Below are 13,209 nucleotides of genomic sequence, written 5' to 3' on the forward strand. Positions count from 1 at the left end.
TGTGCAAGAAGTGTGGGCACGCAGAGTGCTAGCACTCGGGATGGGGATGATTTTGGGCTGTGACGTTGACATTCTCTACCAGCTGGATTACAACGCCCATCGTTACGTCATTCGACTGATTTTGCGTGTGAGGGTGTCTTCCGCAGGTCTTCAGTCGGGTTAGCTAGCAGGCAGAATTGACTGAGAATACTGTCATTCTGAATGCGAGTTGATCTGATGGATTCTCCTGCATGTAGTCGCCCTTATCCGCTTGATATAGCGTGTTTTCCAGTTAATCGCGATCGAAGAATGTAAGCGATTCGGCTAAACACGGGTGTTGGTCATGGAGCGATATCGAAGGCGTAGCGAGAGTCTCTGACCACTTCCGCACAACACCAATAATGCGAACCAACCATGAACCGAACGTTGCAACCCAGTCAACCTTCTTTACTGCCAGCCACCTACAACAGCCTTACGGCTTGGCCTAAGAAACGCAAACCATTACCAACAGCCAGACGACACGACTCCTCTACCCGCTACTGTGTTTTTTCACCTATCCATTACGAAGCCGGTTACGCCTATCCGCTAATTGTATGGTTGCATGGCCCGCACAGTAGCGAGGCAGAAATCCGCCAGGTAATGCCGCTGGTAAGTACGCGCAACTTTGTTGGTATCGCGCCTCGAGGAACCTTGCGAACCAATCAGACGGAGCGTCGTTACGGCTGGGAACAAACCCCCTCTGCTGTGGCTGAGGCTTGCCAACGGGTGCGCCATTGCATTGAAGTTGCCCATAGCCAGCTCAATATCCATGAGCAGCGCATCTTTGTCGCGGGATATGGTGAGGGGGGTACTATGGCCCTGAGGGTAGGAATGGAGCATCCAGAACTTTTTGCCGGGGCAATTTCTCTGGGGGGACGAGTCCCCCGAGGCGGCCATGCCTTTCGTCGCATAAACGAGGCACGCAGCCTGCCTCTCATGCTGTCTGTTTCGCCAACTGAGGAGAGATACAGCAAGCAGCAGGTGATGGATGACCTACGCTTGTTGCATAGCGGGGGATTCTCGCTATCGTTGAATCTCCATCCCGAAGGCGATGTCTTAACGGACACAATGCTAGCGGACATCAATCCCTGGATGATGGAACTCGCCTGTCAGAGTACCGTTTCTACTGGTAGGTGAAATCAATGTGAGTAAGTGAGTAGGTGACATACGTATTCACCTCCTCACCTCCAAACCTCTCTGCTATCACTTCTCATCGTCAACATGGATTGACACCTGCGCAGGCATTTCGGTACAAGCTTCCCCGCCCTAGTCTCGTAGGACCACCTGTTGGCCCTGCGCCCATCTCGACTCGTATGGCGAAGTATCGTGTCTGACGCGAAGCCCACCACCCCAGATAAATCCTCACCGGAGGCAATCGCTGCGCCGGGGGTCCGCACTAGGATTGCGAATCAGCTGAATTGGTCGGGCGGAAGTCGACTTCGCAAGATAATACTTGGCAGTCTCACGGCAATTGGACTGGCAGGCTTGTTTGCCTTTTGGAGTTACTTGGGGCATGTCACGGTGGTTGACGTCCCTGTCGTAACCCTAGATGTGGCTTGGCAAGCCCTTGATCAGCGTAAGTTTGAAGAAGCCCGCAATGTTATAAGTGAAATCCAGAGGAACCCCAGTGGTCTCACAGATTTCGGCAGCTACTTGTATATACTCGGTGCTGTGAAATCTTATCAAGCTGATAAGGAATGGTCGGATGACCGGAAGCGGGCAACTCACCTTATTGCAGCACGCTATCTGCAAAAGGCTCGCGAACTTGGTGTGCCAGAGCAGCGCGAGGGAGAGTTGATTTACTTGTTGGGGCAAAGCCTGGTCTATGGCAACCAACCGCAAGAAGGTATAGCCATATTGCAAGAATCGCTTCAGACACTCTCTGACCCTCCCGTGCAATTGCGACGTCTCCTCACCGAGGCTTACCTCAACCTGCCCAATCCTAAGCTCGCCAAAGCCTTAGAACAGAACCGCTACCTCGTCTCAGATGAATCGCTAAGTGATAGTGAGCGGGACGATGCCTTGCTCACTCATTCTCAAATTCTCTTGCAGCTAGGCAAACTTGAGGAAGCCACAACTTTCATCAATTCTCTGGACAACAACAAAGTATACCAGGCTGCTAAGGATACCTTATTGGGCCGACTTGCTTTGGCCCAGGCAAGAACGGCTAAACCGAATTCCGCCGAGCGAACTGCTTTAGTTGACAGTGCCCTCAAAGACTTTCGTGAAGCATTGCGACAAGACACGCTCCACGGACGAGTCCGCCGCCAGGCGATGGTCTTCATAGGTGAATGCTACGAGTTGAAAAACGACTACCCTGCTGCAATTGCTGAGTATGATAATATCGGCAACAGTTTCGGCGATACTTCTGAAAGCATTGTCGCTACCTTATCCAAAGCACGCTTGTTGCAGCAGACGGGTCGTCCAGACAAGGCATTGGTTGCCTACCGTTCAGTCCTGGAGTCGGTCGGCGAACCGGTGACGTATGTAAATCCTCTCTTGCCATTCGCACAACTCCGAAAAATGCTCCTACAGGCTCATTCTCGCTTTGTGGAAGATCGTAATTTCGAGCAGGCAATGGCACTAGTGGAACATTTCGCTTCGCTTTTTGATCCGACGACCGTTACCGAATTGCGCGGCATCACCCACGTTGCTTGGGGAGAAGCCAACCTCGAAGAAGCTTCCAAGGCCCAACGTCGCCACTCGACGGAATCTCTGCAGACGGAAGGCCGATACCATTTCCGTTCTGCGGGGAGAGCTTTTCAGACCCTCGCTGAAATGCGATTTGCGACGGTTCAATTCACGGATGATCTCTGGGCAGCTGCTGAGAATTACTATCGGGGGCACAGCTACACCCAAACGGCACTGGTATTGGACGAGTATCTCCATCATGAGGCTCGTACCCGCCGAGCGCTTGCTCTGCTGCGTTACGGCCAATCACAGCTCGCTGTCGGAAAAATGAAGGAGGCCGTAGCCGCCCTTGAAGAGTGTATTGAAATGCACCCTCGTGATGCCAGCGTTTACGCTGCGCGAGTGGCTTGTGCCCAGGCCTTTCTCGCTCTCGATCAGCCTGAAAAGGCAGAAGCGTTGTTGGTGAGTAATATCACCGGGGATACGCTACGACCCGAAAGCCCCGAATGGCGGGAGTCTTTGTTTCTCTTGGGAACTCACTTGCACGAGTCTGGAGAATACGCGGAATCAATCAAGGTCTTAGAAGAAGCCGTAGCAAGATATCCAACGGCGCCTCAAGCATTGCTAGCCCGGTATACGATTGCACGTTCATTCCATAGTGCTGCAGAGCAACCGGCTAAAAAGGCTCGGCTGGCCAAGACAGAGAACGAGCGCCAAAAAAACCGTAAGATCCGAGATCACAATCTTGAGTCTGCATTGGAAAACTATCAAGACGTGCAGCGGAGGATCACTCTAGGAGGGCACGCGGACGAATCGCTGATGACCAAAGCACTCTTGCGTAATTGCTACATGATGCAGGGATCGGTTCTGTTCCAATTGCGTCGTTACGAAGATGCCAGAAAAGCCTATGCCAATATCTCGACTCTCTATCAGCATGAACCCTTTGTGCTGGAAAGCTTCGTTCACATTGCTAACTGTTGGCATCGATTGAACCAACCGCTCAACGCCCGGCAGACAATCGCCCAAGCTAAATTGGTGCTAGAACGCTTACCGGGAACTGTGAATTTCAAGGAATCAACAAATTTCAGCAGACAGCAATGGGAATTGTTGTTGGATGAAATGGCGCAATGGTAGGCAATCGCTTGCCGAAGCAGAAAAGTACATTCGTGACTAATTTATCAACAGATAAACTTGCAGACCTCGTCGCCAAGCGGCACTCCTGTCTGGTGCAGTTGCACAAGCTGGGAGTGAGGCAGTCGGAGTATATTGCTACCGGCGAGATCAGTTTGTTGTTGCGTCTGTTGTCAGTCAAGAATCAATTGATAGTGGCTCTGCAAAGCATCGAGCAACAGTTGGCACCGTTCCATGACCAGAACCCAGAAATGAGACAGTGGGACTCTGCCGAAGCCCGTGAGAATTGTTCACGTCAAGCTGCTGAGTGCAAGAAACTCTTGGATCAAGTGATGGGGCTGGAATGTGAGAACGAAAAGAAAATGACCCAGCGTCGCGACCAGATTGCACAGCAGCTCCGAACGTCACAGGCCTCGGCGTCGGCGCGGCGAGCATACCACGCCCATCATACCCGGCCGCAAGCGAAACCAGTACCGTTAGACGGAGATTCAGTGTCTCTCGGATTTTCTGCTCACTTGGATCTCCAAACAGGACCCTAAACCACGATGCAATCTCAATCTGCCCAACATCAAGAAACACCTCATTTGCGAATTTTCAATGGCACTGAAGAGACGCAAGGAGAACTCGCAGTGCCCGAGCTAGAAGCCGGTTGCAGCCTGGAAACTGTGTTGACTGCCTGGCATGAAGCGACTGTGCGTTTGGAACAGACCCATGAGATTCTGCAATCCGAAGTAAGACGACTCAACGAAGAGTTGGAAAGAAAGAATAAAGAATTGGCATTGAATGCGCGATTGGCTGACCTAGGTCGCATGGCGTCTCATGTAGCTCACGAAGTACGCAACAGCCTGGTCCCCGTCACCCTGTATGTAGAACTGCTCAAGCGTCGGCTGTTGGAAAATCCCGGTAGCCTGGAAATCCTAACTAAAATAGAGGCAGGGTTCACCGCCCTGGACGTCACCGTGAACGATCTACTCAACTTTACTTCGCATCGTGAGCCCCGCTGGGCAAGTTTTCTGGCCACGGAACTGATCCAAGAGGTGTGTGACGCACTCAAGCCCCAGCTTGACGCGCAGTCGATTCAGGTGCTCGTAGAGGTCGAACAGTCTGCGCAGTTAACCGCTGATCGTGAAATGCTTCGCCGGGCAGTCCTCAATCTGGCACTCAATGCTTTGGACGCCATGGCAAACGGCGGGGAGCTAGTGATCACGGCCTTTGAGGGACCCCATGGATTCATGCTTGAAGTTGCAGATAGTGGAAATGGAGTGAATCACAATCAATTGGAAAAAGTCTTTGAACCTTTCTTTACAACAAAAAGCAACGGCACTGGGTTAGGACTCGCGATCGTGCAACGCATTGCCGAAGCTCATGGCGGTCGGATCACCGCCATGAATTGTCCTGAAGGAGGTGCCGCCTTCACGATTGAATTGCCGGCAAGACAGCAACTCAAAAGGATGGCCGCGTGATTGAGCAGGGAATAGCTATGGACTCGAAACGCATATTGGTAGTCGACGATCATGCCGCTGCACGAGAATCGGTAGCTGACGTGCTGCGCCATGCCGGTTACGAAGTCAGATGTGCATCGAGTGCGCGTGAAGCATTAGGCTTGCTGTCAAAAAGTGAGTATCACGTGATCATCACTGATCTGCAGATGCCTGGCATGGATGGCCTGGAATTCATTCGTCAGATTCAACAGCGCCGCCTCCTCTCGCAAATCATCATGGTCACCGCCCACGCCACGATCGCATCCGCTGTCGAGGCAATGCGGTATGGGGCCTTTGACTATCTAGAGAAACCCTTCAATGCCACTCGACTCGAAGAGCTGGTAGGAAGAGCCGTGGAACGAGGCCGGCTGCTTGCGCCGGAGGAGAGCAAACATACATCGGGAACTTCCAAGTCAGACGACCAGCTGGGATTGGTCGGCAATAGCCGTGCGATGCAAGCATTGCGTGCTAGCATCCGACAGGTGGCCCCCACGGATGAAACGGTACTCATCGTCGGGGAAAGCGGCACGGGTAAGGAACTGGTTGCCCGTGCCCTCCATCGTCTGAGCAGGCGAAATGCCGGCAAGTTGGTGAGCCTCAACTGCCCTGCCCTTTCCCCGCAGTTGACCGAGAGTGAATTGTTTGGCCATCGCCGTGGTGCCTACACAGGTGCGGACGACGACCGAGTGGGTCGATTCGAAATGGCGGATAAGGGAACGATCCTGCTCGATGAAATCACGGAAATCGATCTGCCACTGCAAGCCAAGTTGTTGCGGGTACTCCAGGAACGCACCTTTGAGCGGGTGGGCTGCAGCCAGTCACGAACTGCCGATGTGCGTATCCTTGCCAGCACGAACCGTGATTTGCAACAGGAAGTTGCTAGCGCACGATTCCGGCAGGACCTGTACTATCGCCTCGCCGTAGTGCCGCTGTTACTGCCTCCGTTGCGAGAGCGCGAAGGGGATGTCCACATGCTCACCGATTACTTTCTCGAGCGTGCTGCTAATCGCTTGCAACGACCGCAATGCGAGATGGAGCAGGATGCCAGGCGCTTGTTTGCCGACTACCATTGGCCCGGCAATGTACGAGAACTGGAAAACATAGTAACCCGTGCGTGTGTGCTCAATGAAGGTCAACCAATTTCGGCAGTTGAGATGCAACCCTGGCTGGAACAACCCGAATTTGTCACCGAGACATCCGGTTCCCCTTTGCCCGTCGGAGTCACCCTCGAAGAGATGGAACGCCAGATGATCGTCGCGACATTGGAACGCTTTGGTGGCCATCGGGCCCGAACCGCTGAAGCCTTGGGGATCGGCGTGCGTACGCTCAGCGGCAAACTGCGAGGCTATGGATATGCACCTCATGCTAAAGAGTTTGGTCTCGCGCCGAGTGTTAGGCAGAATTCGCCGAACGAGTCGGCAAATTCTGCCGGTTTTAGAACTAAGCAGTCCGCGTAATTTGCGGAAAGAAACAAAGCTAGATAGTCCAGGGATAATAGCAAACAATACGAACGAATAGGTATTATTGAGAACCGATTGCCGCGTGATCGTCAACAAGGTGTTGGCGGTGGCACGACAATTGCTCGCACAAGGAAAAGAAAAGATTTCCGAGGAAGTCATGTTGTCGTCCATGTTTGAATCATCGACTGTACCTTTGCTTGAGCAAGTGGTGAACTTCACCCAGGCTCGGCACGGTGTGCTTGCCGGTAACATCGCCAATATCGACACACCGGGGTACAAGTCACGAGACCTGTCGGTGGCGAGTTTTGAGTCCCGTTTACACGAAGCCATCGAAGCAAAGCATGAGGCTGCCGAATCGCCGACTTACGCTCTAAACGCAAAGTTAGCGGGGCGACCAACTGGGAGTGGAGATGAAAACTGGGATCGAGTGCGTGAGACCTCGGAGGACATTTTGTTCCACGACAACCATGACGTGAGCATAGAAACACAGGTTACAGAGATCAGCAAGAACCAAGCCCATCACAATATGGCGTTAACACTGATGAACGCACAGTTTCGCTTGTTGAGGGCCGCGGTTACAGAACGAGCATAATGCGATGAAGGTTTTCGCTTTGTGTGGGGGAAATAAGGAGTCGATTGATCATGTTTAATGCATTGGATGTAAGTACCAGTGGACTGGTTGCTCAGCGGACACGGCTCAACGCAATTTCATCGAATCTGGCCAACATGTCGACCACCCGTAATGAAGCGGGCGAGGCTGTTCCCTACACTCCGCGATTTGTGGTTTTCAAGACGGATGACAACATTGTCACCAGTGGTGGAGGTCAAGGCGTGACCGTCGACCGCGTGGATTATGCCGACGTGGAACCCAACATGAAATACGAACCCGGACATCCCGATGCCAACGCCGAGGGGTACGTAGCTTACCCAAACATCGACATGACCACGGAGTTCGTGGACGCTCTGGGTGCCTCGCGTGCCTACGAAGCCAACATTGGTGTGATTGAAGTAACCAAAGATATGGTCGAACGAACGTTGCAGATCCTCGCCTAAATAACAAAAAAGCGATTGGCAATTAGCCAGACAATAGTTTCTGTGCTAATGGCTAACAACTAACAGCTAATACCTTCCCCAAACCAAGAAAGGACTCGTTGTTCGACTAGTTGACGTAGCAGCGGACGTTGGGGGGCCAACGCCGACAACAATCTATCCCGTGCTATGAGTTCGATTACCCCCAGCCAATTATTTACCCAGCAAGCTTTACCACAAACTGTCAAACCACCTGTGCAAGGCGAAAGTACCGCCTCCTTCAAGGACTTTCTGCTCGATTCAATTCGCGACGTGAATTCGATGCAGCAGCAAGCAGACCAGGCAGTGGAAACAATGATGACCGGTGGTGAAGCCGATCCCGCCGAAGTGCTTACCGCCGTTCAAAAAGCGGACCTCGCATTTCGGCTCATGATGCAGATGCGAAACAAGATGATGCAAGTATACCAGGAAGTGAAAGAGATAAGGGTATGAGTGGGAGGAGTGACTAGGTGAATATTTCAACACGCTCACCAAATCGCATCGATTAATCAAAACATTCGGCTAGCTGGATAGTGTTTCCAACTTAAAAACCAAAAAAGCACCTTTACGGAGTCCATGGATGGATTTCTTGAATCAGGCAATCGGCCAAGTACGCGACTTGTTCCTCTCGATGACACCAGCGGCGCGGGTTACAGCTGCGTTGCTCGTGGGAGTCATTGGCGTAAGTCTCGGCTTTCTTGTGCAGCAGCACAGCGCCGGTCCTGATGAATATCTATTCAATGGAGAATTTCTTCCCTCGGAAGATGCTAATCGCATTGAGGTTGCCATCGCGAAGGCGGGACTGGAAGGATCGCAGCGAGAAGGAAACCGCATCAAAGTGCCTCGTGGACAGAAAGCCGCCTATCTTGCGGCAGTCGCAGAAGCTGGAGCATTGCCAGCTAACTTTCATGCAATCCTCGATAGCGCCCTCGATCTGGGTCCGTTTGTCGACGACAAGACACGCAAAGAGAAACTCAAGGCAAGTCGGGAGCAGCAACTTTCGATGATTATCCGCGACATGTCCGGAATCGAAGATGCGAAGGTGATCTACGACATCGCACAGCCCCGCGGCATGGCCCGCGAAAGTGTGGCGACGGCCACGGTCAGTGTACAACCATCACCGGGTGAAGCACTCTCAGGCCAAAGAATGAAAATGATCCGCAACGCGGTTGCCGGTGCTATTGCGAATCTCAAGCCGGAAAATGTCGTGGTTGTGAACTTGGGCGACGGGAGCCTCTTCAGCGAGGATGTTTCACCCGAGTCGTTTGATAGCCCCTATTTCCAACATCGAGTCGCTTTTGAACGCCATATTAAAGGAAACATCGAAGGGTTGCTTTCTTATATTCCCGGTGTCCGGGTTCAAGTGACCGCCGAACTGAATCCAGCTCTCACGCGGGAGACACACACCGTGGCAACCGAGGGAGAAGCGACTGCCTTGCGCGAATCCAACGAAGAGCGGATTAGCGAAACACAACACCTCAAAGATGGTGGTCGCGTTGGATTGGAGGCGAATGGTCCCGGGCGAGGAAGAGAATCTTTCGCAGAATCAACCGTCAAGAATTCCGACTCAAATACCTCATCGGAGCAAAACTACTTTGTTCCCACAAAAAATGAGATCACTACCGAAGCGGGCCTCGTGCCGGAGCATGTACGAGTGGCCATCGCGGTTCCCATGAATTACTTGGTACAGGTATACCGCGAAAGGCAGAGGCGTAACGGAGAAGACCCCAACCAACCCTTGCCAGCAGATATTAGCACTACCCTTACCCGGGAAGAAGGTGATCTTGAGAACAAGATCAAAGAGGTCGTCGTTCCCTTGCTGACCAAGGAAATTGCGGTCGACAACTATAAGGATGAGATCATCAAGGTTTCGTTCTTCGAAACACTGACTCCCGATCCGATCGAGCCGATTCCTGCCAGCAGTAAGGCACTCGCTTGGGCCAGTCAAAACTTTAACACTCTCACGATGGCCGGAGTCGCCCTGGTAGGTCTAGTGATGTTGAGATCACTCGTGAAAGGTGTTCCTCCTGTCGAACCATTAGACTCGGCTGCTGCTCCGCTGTTGTCGCTCAAGATGCCGACTCTGCGGGAAAATGATTCCGCCGCAGCAGGCGAAGCGAGTGACGACGAAGATTTTGAGCGTCCCCGCTTAAAGCTCAAAAAGGGAAAAAACCTTCGTGATGAGCTGACTGACATCGTACGTGAAGACCCCGATTCAGCGGCTGCGATACTACGCAGCTGGATAGCAAATGCAGGCTGAAAGTGAAACGAAGATGATCGATACTATCCGAGACAATCCGCTCCGCAAGGTCGCCATCCTGATCGCCTGTCTTGATGAAGAGTGGAGCGAACGCGTTCTATCCAGCCTGCCAGCCGATCAAGCGGAGATCGTCCGCCAACGTGTCGAGCAACTTGCTGAGATCGATCCCGAGGAACAGCGGGAGATTCTGCGGGAATTCCGCCGCAACTTTTCCCAATCCATGATGCCCAGTAGTGAAGGCGTCGAACTCGATCTTACTCTGCAAGAACGGATCCAGCGTGACAATTATAGTCCGCCGACGGAGTCACCTCGTCGCCCCCTGGAAACTCTTTCCGAGGCGGACACCGAGTTCATTGTCGAAATGCTCGTTGACGAACATCCACAAACAATCGCGCTCGTTCTATCGCGGCTCGATACGGAGCGGGCCGTCGAAGTCCTCGGCAAGTTTTCTCCCTCTATCCAAGCCGACATTATGCAACGTCTGGCCGAACTCGACACGATCGATGATGAGAGTGTCCAAGTGGTAGAGTCGCAAGTGGCACGCTGGATTAGTGAACAACGAGAACGCAAAGCACGGATGTCTGCCGGAATGGACATGGTCGAACGAATCATGAGTAAGACACCTCCAGCACAGAGAAACAAAATACTCGCCGAGTTCAATAAAAACAACTCGGTATTTGCACTGAAACTGGCAAGAGAGGCTGTTCACCCGTCGCCTCAGAAAACAGCTATTCAAACGCCAGAACGCAAACTTTCACCTCCGTTGGTGCAATCTGCACCAAGAATCGTTCCGCCTCAGCCAGCCAAGGCTCCCGCACCTCCCAAGAACCCTTTCGCGAGTTACACCACCGAACAATGCGCGGCGGGACTTGAGTCGCTTGACTCGGGCACCTTATTGTCCGCTTTATCTCAGTGCGAAGCCCAAGTGGTCCGCTTGGCCTTGGTGGGTGCAAGTGAAAAGCTGCTCAAGCGAGTGCTGGCGGGACAGTCGCGACGCGAGGCAAAACTATTTCGCCAGTCGCTTCGTGAGATCGGTCCCATACGTATCAGCGATATAGTTAGCGCACAGCAAGAATTGCTGCATACGGCAAGCAAGATGAAATCCTTCTAGAGATTACCCCATGGCCACCATCATCAAGAACGACTCACAAGCTTTTGCGACTGGGCAACCAGTGCGCGAAGTGGCCTATGACCTGACAGACTTCTCTGGCCAGGCGGAGAACTATCTCGACCGCGTTCGTGCCGAGGCAACGAAGATCGTTCAAAAAGCGAAACAAGAAGCAGCCACCGTCCGCGCGCAGGCAGAAGCCGCGGGACGCCAGGCCGCTCAAGAAGCAATCGAACAGATTTTAGACGAAAAGGTTGCCAAACAGATGCGATCCCTATCCCCTGCTCTTCAAGCAGCGATTGGGCAAATCGTGGATTCACGCGCTGACTGGCAGCATCATTGGGAAGGGGCAATCATCGACCTGGCATGCAGTATCGCCGCTCGCATTGTGCGACGTGAAATCAGCAATCGGCCAGAGATTCCACTCACCTGGATCCGCGAATCACTCGAACTGGCTGGGAACGCGGCAGAAATCACACTGCATCTGAACGCAAGTGATTTAAACACGCTGCGGAACCAAGTCCAACGATTAACTGAAACAATGAGCCCCGCAGCACCTGCGCGAATTGTACCCAACGAAGAAATTACCGCGGGTGGCTGCCGAGTCGAGACCAAGTTTGGCGTCATCGACATGCAATTGGAAACACAACTTCAGCGGCTTGCCGAGGAAATGACCTGAGCAGCATTCATGCTAACGGAAATATGAGAACCGCTTACCCCCCCCATCTCGATTCTGCCCTACTCGCCGGCATCACCGGCAGTGTAGCTCAGACTATTGGCTTGACCGCCGCCGTGGCCGATTTTCCGGTCCCCATCGGTGCTGTGGTGAATATTGAAAAACAATCCGGCGATGCAGTCGAGGCAGAGGTAATTGGATTTCGGGACAAGCATACCCTTGTCATGCCATTAAGCCGAATGGAAGGAATTCGGCGTGGAAGTTCAGTACGGCTCGTGCGTACGTCACACACATTGCGGGTTGGCAACGACCTGCTCGGACGAGTCGTCGATGCGCGGGGTCAATGTATCGATGGACGCCCCCAGCCAATGCTGCAGGAACGCCGATCCCTAGAAGGCGAACCACTGCCTGCAACCGAGCGACCGCGAATTGATGCACCTCTGGCCACCGGAGTTCGTGCGATTGATGGCTTGTTGACCTGTGGTCGAGGGCAAAGGTTGGGAATTTTTGCTGGATCAGGTATCGGCAAGAGTGTGCTCATGGGAATGATGGGGCGCTATACAGATGCCGAGGTCGCGGTCATCGGACTCATCGGCGAACGTGGTCGCGAAGTTAATGAATTCATCCACCGTGAGCTAGGCCCCGCCGGTTTGGCGCGGAGCGTGGTTGTCGTGGCCACCAGCAACGATCCGGCACTCTTACGTGTACAGGCGGCCTCCACGGCGACTACGATCGCGGAATACTTTCGAGATGCCGGCAAGAACGTTCTCCTGATCATGGACTCTGTGACTCGATTCGCTCTGGCCCAACGGGAAATCGGACTCTCAGCGGGCGAACCTCCCACTACAAGGGGATTTCCTCCCTCGGTGTTCAGTATGTTGCCACGCCTGGTGGAACGTGCTGGACGCACCAAGCGGGGGAGCATTACGGCATTCTACTCCGTGTTGGTCGAAGGAGACGACGAAAACGAACCGATCGCAGACACAATGCGAGGTCTGCTGGACGGGCATGTCTGGCTCTCGCGACGGCTAGCCGAGCGGGGGCATTTTCCTGCTATCGACATCTTGCGGAGCATTAGCCGATTAATGACCGAGATTACTCCGCGCGAATACCAACTTTCAGTCCGTGTTTTGCGGCAATTGCTCTCGGTGCTTCATGAGAATGAAGACTTGCTTTCGATAGGGGCCTACCGCAAGGGAACCAATCGCGAATTAGACGTAGCTGTCGCGATGAAAAAAGAAATTCACGACCTTCTGCGTCAAGCCGTCGACACACAACAGCCACTCGCAGAAGTCCAGGCTGCCGTCAGCACTCTGGCCCAGGCGTGCAGCAATCACTTGCAAGCAACCACCGTTTCACCCCAGGTTTAGCGCAAT

The 13,209-nt window shown here is 53.2% G+C and carries 12 protein-coding genes; all 12 read left to right on the forward strand.

Features of this window, described 5'->3' with window-relative positions; translation table 11 throughout:
* The first annotated feature begins 393 nt into the window (after positions 1 to 393).
* The 12 genes from Pla144_RS12220 to Pla144_RS12275 all read left to right on the forward strand — a co-directional run bounded on the left by Pla144_RS12220 (position 394) and on the right by Pla144_RS12275 (position 13,203).
* Complete coding sequence (locus Pla144_RS12220) at positions 394 to 1,155, forward strand: alpha/beta hydrolase (protein ID WP_146450948.1); 762 nt, start codon at positions 394 to 396, stop codon at positions 1,153 to 1,155.
* A gap of 189 nt (positions 1,156 to 1,344) precedes the next feature.
* Positions 1,345 to 3,783, forward strand: coding sequence for a tetratricopeptide repeat protein (locus Pla144_RS12225; protein WP_146450949.1), 2,439 nt, complete (start codon positions 1,345 to 1,347; stop codon positions 3,781 to 3,783).
* 32 nt (positions 3,784 to 3,815) lie between these two features.
* Entirely contained in the window at positions 3,816 to 4,319 is a 504-nt protein-coding gene (locus Pla144_RS12230; protein WP_197530629.1) for a flagellar export chaperone FlgN, read from the forward strand.
* 6 nt (positions 4,320 to 4,325) lie between these two features.
* A complete protein-coding gene (locus tag Pla144_RS12235) occupies positions 4,326 to 5,243 on the forward strand; it encodes a sensor histidine kinase (RefSeq protein ID WP_146450951.1) in 918 nt (305 codons plus the stop codon).
* Positions 5,244 to 5,260: 17 nt separating this feature from the next.
* Entirely contained in the window at positions 5,261 to 6,718 is a 1,458-nt protein-coding gene (locus tag Pla144_RS12240; RefSeq protein ID WP_146450952.1) for a sigma-54-dependent transcriptional regulator, read from the forward strand.
* Between the two features lie 67 nt (positions 6,719 to 6,785).
* Positions 6,786 to 7,313 (forward strand): flagellar basal body rod protein FlgB, encoded by a 528-nt coding sequence (flgB, locus tag Pla144_RS12245; RefSeq protein ID WP_231936324.1) that lies wholly within the window; start codon positions 6,786 to 6,788, stop codon positions 7,311 to 7,313.
* Between the two features lie 50 nt (positions 7,314 to 7,363).
* Positions 7,364 to 7,774: a flagellar basal body rod protein FlgC gene (flgC, locus tag Pla144_RS12250; RefSeq protein WP_146450953.1), complete on the forward strand. Its 411-nt coding sequence runs from the start codon at positions 7,364 to 7,366 to the stop codon at positions 7,772 to 7,774.
* Positions 7,775 to 7,939: 165 nt separating this feature from the next.
* Positions 7,940 to 8,242, forward strand: a complete 303-nt coding sequence (fliE, locus tag Pla144_RS12255) for a flagellar hook-basal body complex protein FliE (protein WP_146450954.1) — start codon at positions 7,940 to 7,942, stop codon at positions 8,240 to 8,242.
* A 127-nt stretch (positions 8,243 to 8,369) separates the two neighbouring features.
* Positions 8,370 to 10,049, forward strand: a complete 1,680-nt coding sequence (locus Pla144_RS12260; RefSeq protein ID WP_146450955.1) for a hypothetical protein — start codon at positions 8,370 to 8,372, stop codon at positions 10,047 to 10,049.
* A gap of 13 nt (positions 10,050 to 10,062) precedes the next feature.
* Positions 10,063 to 11,160 (forward strand): FliG C-terminal domain-containing protein, encoded by a 1,098-nt coding sequence (locus Pla144_RS12265; RefSeq protein ID WP_197530630.1) that lies wholly within the window; start codon positions 10,063 to 10,065, stop codon positions 11,158 to 11,160.
* Between the two features lie 10 nt (positions 11,161 to 11,170).
* The gene (locus Pla144_RS12270) at positions 11,171 to 11,836 is read left to right on the forward strand and encodes a FliH/SctL family protein (RefSeq protein ID WP_146450957.1); all 666 of its coding nucleotides are present in this window, start codon (positions 11,171 to 11,173) and stop codon (positions 11,834 to 11,836) included.
* Between the two features lie 23 nt (positions 11,837 to 11,859).
* Positions 11,860 to 13,203 (forward strand): FliI/YscN family ATPase, encoded by a 1,344-nt coding sequence (locus tag Pla144_RS12275; RefSeq protein WP_146450958.1) that lies wholly within the window; start codon positions 11,860 to 11,862, stop codon positions 13,201 to 13,203.
* Positions 13,204 to 13,209: the final 6 nt, after the last annotated feature.

The sequence above is a fragment of the Bythopirellula polymerisocia genome (assembly GCF_007860015.1).
Classification (GTDB): Bacteria; Planctomycetota; Planctomycetia; order Pirellulales; family Lacipirellulaceae; genus Bythopirellula; species Bythopirellula polymerisocia.